The sequence below is a fragment of the Bradyrhizobium sp. SZCCHNR3119 genome, assembly GCF_032487775.1.
Classification (GTDB): domain Bacteria; phylum Pseudomonadota; class Alphaproteobacteria; order Rhizobiales; family Xanthobacteraceae; genus Bradyrhizobium.
Genome location: NZ_JAUEUV010000001.1, coordinates 3,272,254 through 3,288,427, shown reverse-complemented (window position 1 = coordinate 3,288,427; position 16,174 = coordinate 3,272,254). Strand labels below are relative to the sequence as shown.

Below are 16,174 nucleotides of genomic sequence, written 5' to 3'. Positions count from 1 at the left end.
CGCAGGCTCCTCCCCCGTGACGAGCCCGCCACAATGCCAGGATCGATATGGCGAAAATGGGTATTGCCACACGGAACCCGCGAAGGTTCCACAGCGGTGCAACAAATAAGCCCCTCCTCGTCAGACCGGCGGCGTCAGCTTGTCGGCGAGAAACCCGTGCAATGCCGCCACGACCTGCGCGCCCTCGCCGATCGCACCGCCGACGCGCTTGACGGACCCCGACCTCACGTCCCCCACCGCATAGACCCCGGGAACCGAGGTCTCCAAGGACGACACCAGGCGTCCGGCATTCTGCTCCGACTGTGCGCCGGTCACGATGAAGCCGCCGCGATCCAGCGTGACGCCGCAGCCGTCGAGCCAGCCGGTGGCGGGATCGGCACCGACGAACAGAAAGAGGTTGCGGATGTCGGCCGTGGTCTGCTCGGCCGACAGCCTGCTCTTCCAGGTGATGCGCTCCAGTCCGGTGTCGGCGCCGCCATCGAGCGCCACGATCTCGGTGTTGAACATCAGCTCGATGTTCGGCGTCGCCTCGATGCGCTCGATCAGATAGCGCGACATGCTGGCGGCGAGCCCGCCGCCGCGGATGATCATCCGCACCTTGTCGACGTGGCCGGACAGGAACACGGCGGCCTGCCCCGCCGAATTGCCGGCACCGACGAGAGCGACCTCCTGGCCCGAGCACAGCCGCGCCTCGATCGGCGAGGCCCAATACCAGACACCGCGGCCCTCGAACTCCTTCAGGCGATCGATGTCGGGCCGCCGGTAGCGCGCCCCGCTCGCCACCACGACCGAGCGCGCCCGCACCTCGTCGCCGCAATCGAGCGAGAGCACGAAGGCGCCGTTCTGGCGCTGGCAATCGAGCGAGGTCACCGAGACCGGGATCATGATCTCGGCCCCGAACTTCTGCGCCTGGTTGAAGGCGCGCGCCGTCAGCGCCAGCCCGGTGATGCCGGTCGGGAAGCCGAAATAGTTCTCGATTCGCGCGCTGGCGCCGGCCTGGCCGCCGAACGCGCGGGAATCCAGCACGGCGACCGACAGGCCTTCAGAGGCGCCATACACCGCGGTGGCGAGCCCCGCCGGCCCGCAGCCGACGATCGCGACATCGTAGACCTTCTCGCCGCGCGGCCCGCCGATCATGCCGATGGCACGCGCCAGCTCGGTCTCGCTCGGATTGCGCAGCACGCTGCCGTCGGCAACCACCACCAGCGGCAGATCGGACGGACGCGGCGAATAGCGCGCGATCAGGTCGGCGGCGTCGTGATCACTGGCGGGATCGAGCAGATGATGCGGAAAGCCGTTGCGGGTGAGAAAGCTCTGCAGCCGCGCCGTTGCCGCCGATTGCGGCGGCCCGATCATCACCGGCCCGCCCGCGCCCCCCTGGATCAGATTGACCCGGCGCAGGATCAGCGCGCGCATGATGCGCTCGCCAAGCTCGGCCTCGGCGATCAAAAGCGCACGCAACCGCTCCAGGGGGATCAGAATCACCTCGACGTCGCCCTCGGCATGGCCATCGACCAACGCGGCGCGGCCGGAGAGCTGGGCGATCTCGCCCAGGAACTGGCCCGGCCCCTGATCGATCACCGGCGTGATTCGGCCGAGGCCGTCGCGCTGGGTGATCGCGACATGCCCGGACAGGATCACGAACATGCCGGGCCCCGGCTTGCCGGTCGCGAACAGCTGCTCGCCGTCACGATAGCGCCTGACCTCGCCGAAGCCGCGCAGCCGTTCGATTTCCTGCGCCGTCAGCTCCGGAAAGGTCTGGTCGAAGCGGGGCATTGTCTTGGCGAGATCGGCACGCCCCGCCGCGGCGCTGTCCCATTCGTTTTCCGCAGTCATCGCTCTCCCCCTTTTCGTCACTGAGTTCACACGCCGCCCGCGGACCCGTCCGGCCCGCGATCGGTGGCATCATCCGATCCAGCGTCATGAAGGCTCGCAGGCGCCGCGTCGTCGGGCTTGCGCTCGCGCGTCTGCGCCTTGCGCCGCTTGAGATTCTCGCGCAGCGCCCGCTTCAACCGCTCCTGCCGCGATCCCTTCACCGGACTTGTCACGGGAATTGCCCCACTCTGCTTCTGGTCCGTCATGCCCAAGTCCCGTCAAGTAAAGCACCGTCAGGTAGCGTCCCGTCACGTCGTTTCAAGGCACAATTGGGGCCACGCGGTCAAAAGCCAAGGAAGAGCCGAGCAAGCGCCAAAGCAAAGACCAGGCCCGCAAGCGCCGGCACAGGTAAGTTCCACCGCGGCCAGCGTCTCCTGCCCTAATGGGGAGGTTGCGGCAGACAGGCAGCCCCCCGTCCCGCCTCGCAACCGGACGCCCGCCGGCCTGGATCAAGCCCGGGCCCAGGCATTTGTGCATAATGGCGAGGATACTCACCGATTTGGTGCGCCGTCGGCCCATTCTTGGCCCCGACACCCTGCCGCCGCGCTTGCACCTGGGGAGACCTTGTGGCAAGAACCGCCCGCGCTTGGTTGCGGCCCTCGAGGGCCGATTCCCGCGATGTCCCGTCTGCTGCCGTAGCTCAGTGGTAGAGCACTCCCTTGGTAAGGGAGAGGTCGACAGTTCAATCCTGTCCGGCAGCACCATGGGACCCAGGGCTCCTCCCCTTCATGATCCATTGAATTGGCCGAACGCGCAGCTTCGCGGTCTCGCGGCGCGTTTCGCGTCCGAGCTTTGCTGGTCGACCGCCCTCGCGAAACGCAAGGGCGCAGGGAAGGCCGGGCGCTGGCCGCGCCCGTGGCCCGCCTGCAGAAAGAAAAGCAGGCGGCAGTCACCACAGGTTGGGCCGAGAACACCCGGCCTTCCCTGCGCGATGGGCTTACGGCTTATACGCGCTCTCCTTGGGGACCGGCTCTCTTGCCCCCATCACCCGCATGCGCGTCGAAGCACGCGAGCTTGACCCCAGCACCGGGAGGTCAGGACCACACGATTTCGCCGTCCGCACGGACCCGTTCGTCGGCATTCAAGAGAATGCTGCGCGCCCGCACGGCCACCGCTCCCCGCCTCCACGTTCGTGACGATCGCGATACGCCCCTCGCACCGAGGCGGGATGTGGGGGATATAGCATGATTTCTGAAAAAGCGAAACATAATTTTGGCGTCGAGGCGAATACTGAAAGCTGGCAAGCGGATGAAGGGTTCAAGCTGGACGCCGGCCAGACAATCTCCCAGCCCCTTTTGCCTCTCGCGCAATTGGTACAATTTGATATTAAGCTAAGTACTGAGCGATACTAGTTCGGGCTTCCAAAGGGCGGCGCAGGTAACGTCCCGAATGCAGAAGCTGCAGCTTATTGGGGGAGCTGAATGTTCGCTGGGCCACGTCTATACGGTGTTCAAAAAGCAGGCCGCGAACCTTTGGTGCGGTTCATGCTTGAGGCGCTAAAGGCACAAGACTGCCGAATCATCTATGCTTCTGAGCCCACGAAGGCCCCTTTCATCATAACTTTCGAAACACCTACAGGTGAGAGGATGGGGGTGATCGCTTACGCATTCACCGCTACGAGAACCGTGACAAAGAACCGTCCGTTGGATGAGCGTAGCTTCCAGGTCAAGTATGGCAGCAAGCTCAACAATAGGCCACAACCGATCTTCCAAGACCCATTTGGCCTCTTCACCACCATCTTCCTCGGCATCTCGCCAGAGGAGAACTTCTTCGTGGCCGTAGACCCGGAAGCTCATAACCCGACCAAGTTCTTCATCCGCATCGAATTCAAGGACCGTAATGCCGAAGAGATCAAGCGGCATGGTTGGATCGCATGGGAGAGAAGTCGGATTAATCGCGAGGATGATCCGGTTGAAGTCATGGTCGGAGGAACAAAGGATCACTTTCTAGACTTGATCCGGTTTGAACGGGCCGCGCAGGGGCTGGACGCCGGGAATCGACAACTTCTTGCTCAGAAGCGCGAGCTATTCACTCGGTCACCTTCGACTTTAGCGTCCACAGCGAAGCTGGCCAAGATCGCACACCCTTTGGCCAAGGAGCTTGACCTTTCGCCTGATGAAGTCTTGGATGTCATTGCAGGTGCGCAGCGCCTTAAGATGGCTGTTCGAGGATGGGTCGCCGAACATCACCTGCGAGAAGTTCTCGCACGAACAGCCGGCGTCACTCATTGCGAGCCCATCAATAAAGAAGGGGCAGCTGATCTCTATGTTAGGTTGCATGACGGTCCTTTGCTTACCGTTGAATGCAAGAACATTCTTCGCGAGACAGATGCCAGTGGCCGCTACCGGTTGGACTTTCAGCGGACCAGGGCTTCGAAGGCCGATCCGTGTTCGAGGTATTACGCCCCTGATGATTTCGACGTTGTGGCAGCTTGCCTCCACGCTGTCACAGAAAGATGGGAGTTCAGGTACATCCTTCCGCAGAGCCTACCGACCCATGCCAAATGCGTGGGCAAGCTAGGGAACAATCTCCGAGTGGATGACAACTGGCAACCTGATCCCATACCCGTATTCCAAGCTGCAGCCTCCGTGAGACACTGATGAAAAAATTCACCGTGATCAGCCTGTACACAGGCGCTGGTGGCTTGGACTATGGGTTCGAGGCCGCAGGATTCCGCACGGCGGTTGCAGTTGAGATGGACGAGCGATGCGTTGAGACGATCCGCCTCAACCGTCGCTGGCCAGTTGTTCAAGGCGACATCAACCTGATTTCAACTGAAGCCATCCTGGCCAAGGCAAAGCTGCGATGTGGCGAGGCAGACGCCTTAATCGGTGGTCCTCCCTGTCAACCTTTCTCAAAATCCGGCTTTTGGGCTACCGGGACAACCAAGCGTCTCAGAGACCCGCGAGCATCGACGTTGGAGAATTACCTCCGGGTTCTTGAGGAGACGCAACCCCGCGCATTCCTGATCGAGAATGTTGAGGGGCTTGGATTCCGTGGCAAGGATGAAGGGTTACAGTACATCAGTGCCCGGCTTGCGGAGATCAACGCGAAGCAAGGCACCAAGTACCGAGCGACTACAGCGATCCTCAATGCGGTAGACTACGGCGTACCTCAGCTCCGACGACGGTTGTTCGTGGTAGGCGCTCGCGATGGAAGCGCTTTCACGTTCCCGTCACCAACACACTTCGCAGGCGACGAGTTGATGGCCACGCAGGACAGACATCTCACTGCTTGGGACGCCCTCAGAAGCATCCGTCTCCACAAGGAGGAGCTTGAGGAACTGCGAGTTCGAGGCAAGTGGGCCGACTTGCTTCCCAGCATTCCAGAAGGACAGAATTATCTCTGGCACACGGAACGAGGAGGCGGGGAACCACTGTTCGGTTGGAGACGCCGATATTGGTCGTTTCTGTTGAAGCTGGCCAAGAACACTCCCTCGTGGACGATACAAGCGCAGCCTGGTCCTGCGACTGGCCCATTCCACTGGGATAACCGTCGCCTCAGCGTTACGGAGATGGCGCGGCTTCAAACATTCCCAAATATTCAGATTGCAGGATCATACGCTGACGCGCAACGGCAGCTTGGTAATGCAGTTCCTTCGCTGCTTGCCGAGGTCCTTGCGCGAGCGATCAGCAGTCAATTGTTGGGTAGGGCACTCAAGGGCCGTCCCACTCTTGCCATACAGCCGTCTCCAAAGCCGCCCATTGGCCCTCAGAAAGTGGCCAAGGTGCCGGAGACATATCTCGCCTTGCGAGGCGATCACGATGCTCATCCCGGCACTGGTAAGGGTTATCGAGCTTCGCGGCTTCAGCAATCACTCGCGCCGGATGCGCAGGAAGCGCTTGAGCTTGGCCGTTAGCATCGTGACGTTTGATAACTCGCATTCCCACACTACGAGCGCGTCCCAGCCAGCCGCTGCGAGCGCTTGAAGCGCGACCAAATCCCGCTCTTGATTACGAGCGAGCTTTGGAAGCCAATACTCAGCGCGAGCTGAGGGCTTCTTGGCTAGATGGCAGCCGCCATGCTGATGCCAAAAGCAGCCGTGGACAAAGATCGCCAGCTTGCGTCGGCGGAACACTATGTCCGGCCGGCCTGGAAGCTCCTTGGCATGTAGGCGGTAACCTCTCGCGCCCAGCGCACGGATGAGGCTGCGCACAGCCCTCTCAGGACCCGTATTCTCCTTACGGATGCTCCGCATCATGTTCGAGCGGACTTGCGGCGCGATCGAGCCCATGGCCTTAGGTCATCCCACAAGAATTACGGGTCGGGGTAGGGGCGCTCAGTAATGAGCGTCCCTACCCCGACCCGCAAGTCCCACCGAAAGTCTATCTCAAAAGCCCGAGCACGGCTCCGGAGGCAGCGATCAGGCCCAATGCAATGACGCTGCCGCGCCAGAGGAGCTGCTGACGCGCGGTCTGGCGGTCGTGGAAGGCGAGCCAGTCTCGCACAAATCCCGCAGGGATATCGAAGACGACGGCGCACTCCTCGCCATGATGCGTTTCGTGCTCGCAAAACATCGTCCTGACATTCTGCACGCCGAGCCGCTCGAGCTCGCGATGCCACTGCCGGGCGTGCTCACCGTTGGTCCAGCGATTTTCGAAGGGGACAGCTTGTGATTTCATGACGAGCCTCCCTGGGCTCAATTGACATCACGTTTTCCATCGTAGCGCCTTTTCCAAGCCGGCGCGAGCCTCCGCGCAGCCAAAACCCAGTGTGCCGCAGTGCAGGAGAAGTGCCTGACAGTGCTCGACGGGAGCGCACCGCCGCACTCATCCGTTCAACCACCACTGAGGTCGTGGATCACCGGCTGCAGGTCACCCAGCCCGAGGTCGAGCGTCGCCAGCGTGATGGGAAGGCGGAAGCGCCGCGGGCCGGCGCTGCCGGGGTTGAGATAGAGCACGCCGCCGATCGTCTCGATGCGAACCTTGTGTGAATGGCCGGAGATCACCGCGTCGATGCCGCGCGCGACTGGGTCGATGCTCAGGGCATTGACATCGTGCAGGACATAGAACGATCGGCCCTCAAGCTGCACCGTCGCCGTCTCGGGATAGCCTCTGGCCCATTCGGCGCTATCGACATTGCCCCTGATCGCCGTGACCGGCGCGATGCGGCGGAGTCCGTCCAACACATCTGGGCGGCCGATATCGCCGGCATGGATGATGTGATCGACCTCGGCGAGCCGATGCACGGCCTCCGGCCTCAACAGGCCGTGCGTATCGGAGATGATGCCGAGCCTGAATGCCATTCAGCGATCACCGACCAAGGGCATCACATTGAAGCCTACCACACTGAGTTGGTAGCTGGGCGGCGGGCGCGCTTCCGCCTTCGTCCCCCGGGCTACGACGGACAAGTCGCTTTGCCCAACTACTCGTCCTCTGCCGTCACGCCGCGCGGACGGAATCCAGGAAGCGCGCGACTTCGCTGCGCAGGCGGCTGCTCTGGCCGGCGAGCGACTTCGCGGCCGACAGCACCTGCGAGGAGGCCGAGCCGGTCTCGTCGGCGCCCTTGCGGACATCGGCGACGTTGGCGGAGACCTCCTGGGTGCCGTGCGCGGCCTGCTGGACGTTGCGGGAGATCTCGCGCGTCGCCGAGCTCTGTTCTTCGACTGCGGAGGCAATCGCGGACGCGATCTCCGACATGCGCGAGATGGTCTCGCTGATCTCCTGGATCGAGCCCACCGATTCCTGCGTCGCGCTCTGGATGCCGCCGATCTGCTGGCCGATCTCGCCGGTCGCTTTCGCGGTCTGCTCGGCGAGCGCCTTCACCTCCGAGGCGACCACGGCAAAGCCGCGGCCGGCTTCGCCCGCGCGCGCCGCCTCGATGGTGGCGTTGAGCGCCAAGAGATTGGTCTGGCCGGCGATCGCGTTGATCAGCTCGACGACGTCGCCGATCCGCGACGCCGCCTTGGCGAGCTCGCCGACGCGATCGGTGGTCCTGCGGGCCTGCTCCATGGCTTCGCCGGCGATGCGCGCGGAATCATGCACCTGGCGGCTGATCTCGTCGACCGAGGAGGTCATCTGCTCGGCCGCTGCAGCAACCGAATGCACGTTGGTCGACGCCTCCTCGGAGGCGCCGGCGACCACGGTCGCCAATTCCAGCGAGCGTCCGGCGGTGGCGGTCAGCGTGCCGGCGGAGCGCTCCAATTCGCCTGCGGCCTCCGAGACCACGCTGATGACCTCGCCGATCGCGGTCTCGAACTCCCGCGTGAAGCGCTCGACGCGCTGGCCGCGCTCGATCTTGGCCTGCGCATCGGCCGCAGCCGCGGCTTCGGCGGCCTTGTTCGCCAGCAGCGCTTCCCTGAACGTCTCCAGCGATCCTGCCATGGCTCCGATCTCGTCGTCGCGATCGCTCGCAGGGATCGCGACATCGTCGCGGCCTTGGGCCATCTCGCCGATCACCTTGGTCAGGTTCACGATCGGCGCGATCACACGGCGGCGTAGCAGCATGGTGACGCCGACCAGGAGCCCGAGCAAGGCAATCACGAGCGCGGCGGCGACGGCCAGCATCACGCGCGCCGAGTCGCGCGAGGCGCTGGCGCGGTCGCGCGCTTCCGCGATCGCGGCATCCCGAACCGCGAAGAACTTTTCGACCGCCGGAACCACCCGCTCACCCAGCTGCTCGGCGGTGATGGAATAATTGGTGTCGCTCAGCCCCGCCGCGATCTCCTTGTCGATCAGCGGCCCCGCCTGCCCGAAATAGGACTCCTTGGCGTTCCTCAGCGCCGCCGCAAGGCCGGCCGGATCGCCGAGCTGCTGGACGCCCGCTTCCATGCGGTCGCGGTCCGTCTCGATGCGGCCCTGGCCGCGGTCCATCGTGGCCTTCTCCGTCGGCGTCACCAGGCGGTGAGCACTCAGCGCAGGCGACAGCAGGGCCGCGCGGCCACCGGCCGTGACGCGCAAGTCCTGAGCCGTGCGCGAGACGTCGAGCAGCGTCGTGAGCGAGGCATCCGCGTTGGCGACATCATTTTGCAGGCGGTTCAGAATCGGCTCGATCATCACCGCGACCTGGGCGACGCCAGGCAGGAAGCCCTTGGTCACGGCCGGGTCGCGGGCGCTCAGCGGACGGGAGAGCGCGGCGTCCGTCGCGGCACGGATCTCGGCGAATTTGGCTCCGGCCTGATCGAGAGTCTGGCCAACCGCTTTGCCGTCGCCGAGCTCCGCAATGGCGCTTCGCGCCTTCGCCAACGCCGCATCGGTCGACTGCCTGGTCTTGGCGATCACCGCCAGCTGCGCTTCGGTGGCCGGCCCCTCCGCAAACAACGGGGTGATGTAGGGCGCCCGGTTGCCCACCATGTTCTGCGCAAACAGGAGAACCGCCCCGAACGCCTCGACTGTCTTGATGGCATCCGCCCTATCGGCCAGGATCCGATATTGCCCAACCACGACCTCCGCCGCGGGCACGACGGCAAGCGCCGTCACCGACAGCATCGACACCGCAAACAACTGACCGATCTTCATAGGTCCGGCTTCCACCACATGCTTATCATTTGTTTGGAACATGTGACCTGGACAACTAACAATTGGCTAAGTACGGGCCACTCTCCGTAGTAATGCGGAGCCGGGCGCGTCCTTCGGTCGCGCTATTTGCCGTCGAGGAAGCGCAGCATCGCGGCGTTGAACAGCTCCGGGTCCTGCAGAAAGGCGAAGTGGCTGGTATTCGGCAGGATCAACAGCCCCGCATGCGGGATCGTGGCCGCGAGATATTCGGTGTGCTCGCGCTTGATCGCCTCGTCATGGTCGCCGTCGACGATCCACACCGGCGAAGTGATCGATTGCAGCTGCGCGTCGCTCCAGTTCGGCTGCTCCGCCCACATCTTGCTGATCTGGGCGACGAAATCCTCATAGGCATTCGGCGTGGCGGAATTCGACCGGTATTCGTGGCCGGCGCGCTCGATGAAGGCGGCGAAGGTCGGATTCTTCTCGACGCCGTCCTTGACGCCCGAGGTGACGGAATTGGCGGCGAAGGCGAACACCTTGCCGACGCGATCCTTGTGGCGAAGCGCCAGATCCAGGCCGATGATGCCGCCGTCGCTCCAGCCGACGATGTCGGCCTTGGCGATCTTGAGCTCGTCCATCAGCGCCACGACGTCGTCGGCCATCAGATCGTAGCCGTAAGCACGCGCATCACGCGTGCTCCGGCCATGGCCGCGGCTGTCTATCACCACCACCATGTGATGCGGCGCCAGCGCCTCGACCTGATGCCCCCAATAATCGGCGTTCGCCAGGCCGCCATGCAGCAGGATCACCGGCGTCCCGCCCTGCTGCGGCGCTTGGCCGTAAACACGATAATAGATCTTGATGCCGTTCACGACGGCCTGACCGGCGCGCTGCGTAGCAACCGGCTGCGGCGTCGGCGGCAGCATCTCCCATGGCTCGGCGGCGGCGGGCTGCAAGGCGGCAAGACCGAAGACGAGCAGGACAAGCAGATGGCGCATGGCGCTTCCCGATTTGACTGTGATACGCTTCGATCATCCGGCGATAATGCCGCAGAATGGCCGCGCAATGACGCGGTGTTACCGAGGTAGCAGACCGCCGCATCGCAGGTGACGGCAGAGGCTAGGCCGCCGGCGTAGCCGGATCAATAACGCGCACACATGGGGGGAAAGCTGATGACGGAAACTTTGCCGATCGTGCTGGTGCCCGGGCTGATCTGCTCCCCCCGGATCTATGCGCCTCTTGTTCCCGCGCTGTGGCGGCACGGGCCGGTGATGATCGCCAACCACATCCGCGACGACAGCATGGGCGCGATCGCGCGCCGCATCCTGTCAGAGGCGCCGCCGCGCTTCGCGCTCGCCGGCCATTCGATGGGCGGCTACATCGCCTTCGAGATCATGCGCCAGGCCCCGGAGCGCGTCGCCAAGCTGGCGCTGATCAACACCCAGGCGCGGCCGGATGCGCCGGAAGCCGGTGCGCGACGCCGCACCATGATCACCCGCGCCAGGGAAGGCGAGTATCAGGCCATCGTCGACGAGCTAGCCGTGAATTTCGTGCATCCGTCGCGGCGCGAGGATGCACGCTTGCGCAGGCTCGTGCGAGACATGGCCGACGATGTCGGCGTCGACGGCTTCGTCAGGCAGCAGACCGCGATGATCGCACGACCGGACTCTCGCCCCACGCTGACTGCGATCCGCTGCCCGACCTTGGTGCTGACCAGCGACACCGACGACATGATCCCGAACAGTCTGTCCACCGAGATGGCCGACGAGATCGCCGGCAGCTGGCTGGTCGTGCTCGACAATTGCGGCCACCTGCCCCAGCTCGAGCAGCCGGAGGAAACCGCGCAGGCGCTGGTGGAGTGGCTGCGGGGCTGAGATGGCTCGCGTTGGAGCCGACAGAGCGCCGTCATCCCCGGGGATTCGCGCTGGCGAAAGGCGCAGCCATTTTGCCCGAAGCGGTAGGGCCGCTTCATCATCCTAGATCATAGCGCACAACGCCGGCGACATCGGCGAGCATCAATCAATTGATGGAGTTGCTCCAGGTCTCGTCACCCGCAACCCATCGACGAACACATCCAGCAGCCGCAGCACGCTCTGATGCCAGCCGGTCTGGTCGTGCATGTAGCACATGCCGATGAGGGCGCGGAGCAGGTCGTCCGCGGTGACGTCGCCGCGGACTTCGCCGGCCGCGACCGCGCGCGACAGCAACGCGCCGATCGAAGCGATGAGATGCGCATGCGAATAGGCGGCGAGCTCGGAATTGGCATTCATGACGATGGCGAGCGCCGCCATCATGCCTTTCTTGGTGGCGACGAATTGCACGGTCGAGCGCAGCCAGCGCCGCAGCGCCTCCAGCGCCGAGGGCTCGCTCTTCAATTGCTCAGCCAGCTCGGAGAGCTGCTCGACCTCGCGGCGATAGACCGCCTCGAACAGATCCTCGCGGGTCGGGAAATGCCGATAGAGCGTGCCGATGCCGACGCCGGCCTGCCGCGCCACCGCCTCGAGGCTCGCGTCCGCGCCACCGGCCGAGAACACGACCTTGGCCGCCTCCAGCACGCGCTCGCGGTTGCGGAGGGCATCGGCACGCGGCTTCCGGGGCCGCTCTTGTGGTTTGGTCGCCATCTCACCAGCTCTTGATGAACCCCTGTGAGGTCCCCCTTGATAAACGGAGGCGTCCTCCGTATAAATGGGCGTGTCACCCCGGGCCAGTCACTTCTCCTTGCCAAGCCCAGGGGTGCCCGGATCCCGCACGGACCACCGCCCGTAAGGCGTGGCCGCCCGCGATCCGATTAGGCCATAGCTTCGATCGGAACAACGCATGAATTGGACTGTGAGACTCACCGTCAACGGTGAGCCGCGAACGCTTGCGCTCGACGACCCCCGTGTCACGCTGCTCGACCTCCTGCGTGAACGCCTCGACCTCACCGGAACCAAGAAGGGCTGCGACCGCGGCCAATGCGGCGCCTGCACCGTGCTGGTCGACGGCCGCCGCATCAATTCCTGCCTCGCCCTGGCCGCCAGCCTCGACGGCGCCGCGATCACCACGATCGAGGGCGTGGCCGACGGCGACCAGCTCCACCCGGTGCAGGACGCCTTCATCGTCCATGACGCCCTGCAATGCGGCTTCTGCACGCCGGGCCAGATCATGAGCGCGATCGGCCTGATCAATGAAGGCCAGGCCGGCGATGACCCCGAGCGCATCCGCGAAGGCATGAGCGGGAATCTGTGCCGCTGCAGCGCCTATGTCGGCATCGTCGAGGCGGTGCAGGACGCCCAGCAGACCCTTGCGAGCAAGACGAAGGCGGAGCGCGCGGCATGAACCGGTTCGACTATGTGAAGCCGGCGAGCATTGCCGAAGCAATTGCTGCCGCGAGCCAGCCCGGCGCCGCCTATCTCGCCGCCGGCACCAATCTGCTCGACCTGATGAAGGGCAATGTGGTCAGGCCATCACGGCTGGTCGACATCTCGCGCCTGCCCGAACTGAACCGCATCGAGCGGCTCGGCAATGGCGACGTCAGGATCGGCGCGCTGGTGCGCAATGCCGACCTTGCGCACGATCCGGTGTTCGCAAACGACTTCCCGGCCGTGGCGGAAGCGCTGCTCTCCGGCGCCTCGGCGCAGCTGCGCAACGCGGCGACCGTCGGCGGCAACCTCTTGCAGCGGACGCGCTGCGCCTATTTCTACGACCCGGCCTCGGCCTGCAACAAGCGTAGCCCCGGCGCCGGCTGCGACGCGCGGGACGGTGAGAACAGCCAGCACGCGGTGCTGGGCTGGAGCGAGGCCTGCATCGCCACCAACCCATCGGATTTCTGCGTGCCGCTCGCGGCCTTTGATGCGGTCGTCGAGATCGAGGGCAAACCGGGGCGGCGCGAGGTCGCGCTGGAGGCACTGCACCTTTTGCCAGACACCACGCCGGAGCGCGAGACCGTGCTGGAGCCGGGCGAAATGATCGTCGGGATCAGGCTGCCGGCATCCGCGCGCGCCTTCGCCGCACACGCGCGGTATCTCAAGGTGCGCGAGCGCACCTCCTACGCCTTCGCCGTGGTCTCGGCCGCAGCCGGTCTCATCGTCGAGAACGGCGCGATCAAGCAAGCGCGCCTCGCGCTCGGTGGCGTCGCCGCCAAGCCGTGGCGGGCGCGCGAAGCCGAAGCCCTGCTCGCCGGCCAAGCCGCCGAAGCCGGCGCGTTTCAACGCGCGGCCGCTGCGGCACTCGCCGGCGCAAAGCCGTCCGGCGACAACGCCTACAAGATCCCGCTCGCAACCAACCTGATCGTACGCGCGCTGCAAGCCGCCGCCCAAGGCACGCCCGACCGCGTGCCGGCGCTACCCGCCTCTCCGTTTTCTTCCGTTCCCGTTTCCTCCGTTCCAGGAGTTCTCCATCATGCTTGAACTCAACCTGTCCCGTGATCCAGCCCACGTCCGGCACGGCTCGACCATCGGCCAGCCGCTGTCCCGCCGCGACGGCGTGCTGAAGGTCACCGGCGCCGCACGCTACGCCGCCGACAACAATCCGACTGGCCTGCTCCATGCGGTGCTTGCCGTGAGCAGTATCGCGCGCGGCCGCGTGGTCTCGCTCGATGTCGAAGCGGCCAAGGCTCATCCCGGCGTGATCGAGGTGAGGACCTCAGCCAACCGTCCGCCGCTCGCGGACGATCCCGACGGCAAGCCCAATCCGTTCGCCTTCAGGTTCGAGGCGCTGCAGAACGATCGCGTCCGCTATGTAAACCAGCCGATCGCAGTCGTAATCGCCGAGACACTGGAGGCCGCGACCGAAGGCGCGGCGCTGCTGGCGCCGCGTTATGAAGTCGAGCCGGTGCGCATCGGCCTCGATGCCGACGGGGCCTATGTGCCTCCCGTGGTCGGCATGGGCTTTCCCGCGGAAAGCCGCCATGGCGACGTCGAGGCGGCGCTGGCCGGCAGCGACAAGTCGATCGAGACCACCTACGAGACGCCGCCGCATTACCACAATGCGATGGAGCCGCACGCGATCGTAGCGAACTGGCAGGGCGACAGGCTGGTGATCGACACGCCGACGCAAGGGCTTGCGATGATGCAGGCGCGCATCGCCGGCCTGTTCGGCATCCCGCCGGAGAACATCCTGATCCGCAGCCCATTCCTCGGCGGCGGCTTCGGCGGCAAGGGGATCATGGCGGGGCCGCAGGTGCTCGGCATCCTCGCCGCCAAACTGGTGGGACGTCCGGTGAAGCTCGTGGTCCGTCGCGAGCAGCTCTATGGTCCGTTCGGCCATCGCTCGCCGACCCGTCAGACGCTGCGGCTCGGTGCGAGCGCCGAAGGCCAGTTGTCGGCGATTCATCATCACGCCCGGGTGGTGACCTCCAGCTTCGAAGACTTCTACGAGGGGGCGGCGCATCTGACGCATACGCTGTATGCGGCGCCGGCGATCGCGACCACATATGACGCCGTGCGCGTCGATACCGGCACGCCGCTGTTCGTGCGCGCGCCCGGCATTGCGCCGGGATCGATCGCGTTGGAGAGCGCGGTGGACGAGATGGCGGAAGCCTGCGGCCTCGATCCGCTCGCCTTCCGCGTCAAGAACTACGCCGAGGTCGAGCCGGCCACCGGCAAGCCATTCTCCTCGAAAGCGCTGCGCGAATGCTACACGCAGGGCGCGGCGCGCTTCGGCTGGTGGGATCGGCCGCTGAAGCCCCGCATGATGCGCGACAAGGACGGCTTCCTGGTCGGCTGGGGCATGGGGACGGCGACCTTCCACGCGCTGATGTTCGCAGGCCAAGCCCGCGCGGTGATCCGCCGCGACGGCACTGGCGCCATCGAAACCGGTTCGCACGACATGGGCCAGGGTGCCTGGACGGCGCTGGCGCAGGTCGCGGCCGATGCACTGGCACTCGACATCGATCAGGTCGCGTACAAGGCCGGCACCTCCGACCTGCCGGATGCCGGAATCGCCGGCGGTTCGGCGCATACCGCCACCGTCGGCACCGCGATCCACAACGCCGGCGCGGCCGTGATCGCCAAGCTCGCGGAGCTTGCGACCTCGGACGAACGCTCACCGCTGTTCGGCGCCGGCAATGCCGGCGTCATCGCGCGCAACGGCCGGCTGTTCCGGCGCGACGACGAGGGCCGCGGCGAAGCTTACGGCGACATCCTGGCGCGCGCCGGCCTCGCCGAGATTGACGCCTCCGGCAGCGGCGCGCCCGATCCGGCGCTCAACGAGCAATATGCCATGCATTCGCATGGCGCGGTGTTCGCCGAGGTGAAGGTCGATCCCGATCTCGGCCAGGTCCGGGTCAGCCGCATGATCGGCGCATTCGCAGCCGGCCGGGTGATCAATCCGAAGCTGGTGGAGAGCCAGCTGCTCGGCGGCATGATCTGGGGCATTTCGCTGGCGCTGCACGAGGAGGCGATCACCGACCGACGCACCGGGCGCATCATGAACGCCAATCTCGGCGAGTATCATGTGCCTGTGAATGCCGACATCCCGGCGATGGAAGCGTTCACGGTCGAGGAGCACGATCCGTACGTCAATCCGCTCGGCATCAAAGGCGTCGGCGAGATCGGCATCACCGGTTCGGCCGGTGCAGTGGCGAACGCGGTGTGGCACGCCACCGGCGTGCGGATTCGGCGCTTCCCGGTGCGGATCAGCGACCTGGTGCGGCAAACCAACTAGCAGGCGTCATTCCGGAGCGATGCGACAGTATCGAACTATGGAGCGCTACTGCCTCGGAATGACAGCGTTCCTGAAGCGTTAAACTGGCGGTCGGGGCCGCTGCCGCGGTCCCGGCCCTGTTCCGGCATCGCTGCGCGTGCCGTGAACGCCCGGATCGAGGCGGTCCGATGTCCTTGTAGCTGGCAAGAAACTCAGGAGCGGCATTTTGCCCGAGCTAA

At 65.2% G+C, this 16,174-nt stretch carries 15 protein-coding genes and 1 tRNA gene; 8 read left to right on the top strand and 8 right to left on the bottom strand.

Going from position 1 to position 16,174, the window contains the following annotated elements:
- Positions 1-120: 120 nt before the first annotated feature.
- Positions 121-1,836, bottom strand: a complete 1,716-nt coding sequence (locus QX034_RS15325; protein WP_315701746.1) for an FAD-dependent oxidoreductase — start codon at positions 1,834-1,836, stop codon at positions 121-123.
- 26 nt (positions 1,837-1,862) lie between these two features.
- A complete protein-coding gene (locus QX034_RS15320; RefSeq protein WP_315701747.1) occupies positions 1,863-2,081 on the bottom strand; it encodes a hypothetical protein in 219 nt (72 codons plus the stop codon).
- A 423-nt stretch (positions 2,082-2,504) separates the two neighbouring features.
- On the opposite strand from QX034_RS15320, the gene QX034_RS15315 reads away from it, so the two are divergent.
- The 4 genes from QX034_RS15315 (at position 2,505) to QX034_RS15300 (ending at position 5,734) form a co-directional block, all read left to right on the top strand.
- A tRNA-Thr gene (locus QX034_RS15315) sits at positions 2,505-2,579 on the top strand.
- A gap of 480 nt (positions 2,580-3,059) precedes the next feature.
- The gene (locus QX034_RS15310) at positions 3,060-3,227 is read left to right on the top strand and encodes a hypothetical protein (protein ID WP_316195548.1); all 168 of its coding nucleotides are present in this window, start codon (positions 3,060-3,062) and stop codon (positions 3,225-3,227) included.
- Positions 3,228-3,296: 69 nt separating this feature from the next.
- A complete protein-coding gene (locus QX034_RS15305) occupies positions 3,297-4,475 on the top strand; it encodes a hypothetical protein (protein ID WP_316195546.1) in 1,179 nt (392 codons plus the stop codon).
- Positions 4,475-5,734: a DNA cytosine methyltransferase gene (locus tag QX034_RS15300; protein ID WP_316195545.1), complete on the top strand. Its 1,260-nt coding sequence runs from the start codon at positions 4,475-4,477 to the stop codon at positions 5,732-5,734. The genes QX034_RS15305 and QX034_RS15300 overlap by 1 nt, the downstream gene beginning before the upstream one ends.
- On the opposite strand, the gene QX034_RS15295 is transcribed toward QX034_RS15300, so the two are convergent.
- From QX034_RS15295 to QX034_RS15275, 5 genes are all read right to left on the bottom strand, one after another.
- On the bottom strand, positions 5,690-6,109 hold the full coding sequence (locus QX034_RS15295; RefSeq protein ID WP_316195543.1) for a very short patch repair endonuclease: 420 nt from the start codon (positions 6,107-6,109) through the stop codon (positions 5,690-5,692). The genes QX034_RS15300 and QX034_RS15295 overlap by 45 nt on opposite strands.
- A gap of 91 nt (positions 6,110-6,200) precedes the next feature.
- On the bottom strand, positions 6,201-6,497 hold the full coding sequence (locus QX034_RS15290) for a hypothetical protein (protein WP_316195542.1): 297 nt from the start codon (positions 6,495-6,497) through the stop codon (positions 6,201-6,203).
- Positions 6,498-6,652: 155 nt separating this feature from the next.
- Positions 6,653-7,120 carry a metallophosphoesterase family protein gene (locus QX034_RS15285; RefSeq protein ID WP_315701753.1) on the bottom strand — a complete coding sequence of 156 codons (468 nt, stop codon included), beginning with the start codon at positions 7,118-7,120 and terminating at the stop codon, positions 6,653-6,655.
- A 136-nt stretch (positions 7,121-7,256) separates the two neighbouring features.
- A complete protein-coding gene (locus QX034_RS15280) occupies positions 7,257-9,332 on the bottom strand; it encodes a HAMP domain-containing methyl-accepting chemotaxis protein (RefSeq protein ID WP_315701754.1) in 2,076 nt (691 codons plus the stop codon).
- 122 nt (positions 9,333-9,454) lie between these two features.
- Complete coding sequence (locus tag QX034_RS15275; RefSeq protein WP_316195541.1) at positions 9,455-10,309, bottom strand: alpha/beta hydrolase; 855 nt, start codon at positions 10,307-10,309, stop codon at positions 9,455-9,457.
- A 174-nt stretch (positions 10,310-10,483) separates the two neighbouring features.
- Here QX034_RS15275 and QX034_RS15270 point away from each other — a divergent pair, with 174 nt between their 5' ends.
- Positions 10,484-11,185 (top strand): alpha/beta fold hydrolase, encoded by a 702-nt coding sequence (locus QX034_RS15270; protein ID WP_316195539.1) that lies wholly within the window; start codon positions 10,484-10,486, stop codon positions 11,183-11,185.
- Between the two features lie 141 nt (positions 11,186-11,326).
- Here QX034_RS15270 and QX034_RS15265 read toward each other — a convergent pair whose 3' ends face one another.
- A complete protein-coding gene (locus tag QX034_RS15265) occupies positions 11,327-11,932 on the bottom strand; it encodes a TetR/AcrR family transcriptional regulator (RefSeq protein ID WP_316195537.1) in 606 nt (201 codons plus the stop codon).
- Between the two features lie 196 nt (positions 11,933-12,128).
- Here QX034_RS15265 and QX034_RS15260 point away from each other — a divergent pair, with 196 nt between their 5' ends.
- The 3 genes from QX034_RS15260 to QX034_RS15250 are packed head-to-tail and all read left to right on the top strand — an operon-like array spanning position 12,129 to position 15,956.
- Complete coding sequence (locus tag QX034_RS15260; protein WP_315701758.1) at positions 12,129-12,629, top strand: (2Fe-2S)-binding protein; 501 nt, start codon at positions 12,129-12,131, stop codon at positions 12,627-12,629.
- Positions 12,626-13,699 (top strand): xanthine dehydrogenase family protein subunit M, encoded by a 1,074-nt coding sequence (locus QX034_RS15255; RefSeq protein WP_315701759.1) that lies wholly within the window; start codon positions 12,626-12,628, stop codon positions 13,697-13,699. The genes QX034_RS15260 and QX034_RS15255 overlap by 4 nt, the downstream gene beginning before the upstream one ends.
- Positions 13,692-15,956 carry a xanthine dehydrogenase family protein molybdopterin-binding subunit gene (locus QX034_RS15250; RefSeq protein ID WP_315701760.1) on the top strand — a complete coding sequence of 755 codons (2,265 nt, stop codon included), beginning with the start codon at positions 13,692-13,694 and terminating at the stop codon, positions 15,954-15,956. Before QX034_RS15255 ends, QX034_RS15250 begins: the two co-directional genes overlap by 8 nt.
- Positions 15,957-16,174 lie beyond the last annotated feature (218 nt).

Coding starts and splice junctions, on each gene's coding strand:
- QX034_RS15280 (WP_315701754.1), bottom strand. CDS start 9,332: ATGAAGATCGGTCAGTTGTTTGCGGTGTCGATGCTGTCGGTGACGGCG.
- QX034_RS15305 (WP_316195546.1), top strand. CDS start 3,297: ATGTTCGCTGGGCCACGTCTATACGGTGTTCAAAAAGCAGGCCGCGAA.
- QX034_RS15285 (WP_315701753.1), bottom strand. CDS start 7,120: ATGGCATTCAGGCTCGGCATCATCTCCGATACGCACGGCCTGTTGAGG.
- QX034_RS15290 (WP_316195542.1), bottom strand. CDS start 6,497: ATGAAATCACAAGCTGTCCCCTTCGAAAATCGCTGGACCAACGGTGAG.
- QX034_RS15320 (WP_315701747.1), bottom strand. CDS start 2,081: ATGACGGACCAGAAGCAGAGTGGGGCAATTCCCGTGACAAGTCCGGTG.
- QX034_RS15255 (WP_315701759.1), top strand. CDS start 12,626: ATGAACCGGTTCGACTATGTGAAGCCGGCGAGCATTGCCGAAGCAATT.
- QX034_RS15260 (WP_315701758.1), top strand. CDS start 12,129: ATGAATTGGACTGTGAGACTCACCGTCAACGGTGAGCCGCGAACGCTT.
- QX034_RS15310 (WP_316195548.1), top strand. CDS start 3,060: ATGATTTCTGAAAAAGCGAAACATAATTTTGGCGTCGAGGCGAATACT.
- QX034_RS15270 (WP_316195539.1), top strand. CDS start 10,484: ATGACGGAAACTTTGCCGATCGTGCTGGTGCCCGGGCTGATCTGCTCC.
- QX034_RS15325 (WP_315701746.1), bottom strand. CDS start 1,836: ATGACTGCGGAAAACGAATGGGACAGCGCCGCGGCGGGGCGTGCCGAT.
- QX034_RS15250 (WP_315701760.1), top strand. CDS start 13,692: ATGCTTGAACTCAACCTGTCCCGTGATCCAGCCCACGTCCGGCACGGC.
- QX034_RS15265 (WP_316195537.1), bottom strand. CDS start 11,932: ATGGCGACCAAACCACAAGAGCGGCCCCGGAAGCCGCGTGCCGATGCC.
- QX034_RS15295 (WP_316195543.1), bottom strand. CDS start 6,109: ATGGGCTCGATCGCGCCGCAAGTCCGCTCGAACATGATGCGGAGCATC.
- QX034_RS15300 (WP_316195545.1), top strand. CDS start 4,475: ATGAAAAAATTCACCGTGATCAGCCTGTACACAGGCGCTGGTGGCTTG.
- QX034_RS15275 (WP_316195541.1), bottom strand. CDS start 10,309: ATGCGCCATCTGCTTGTCCTGCTCGTCTTCGGTCTTGCCGCCTTGCAG.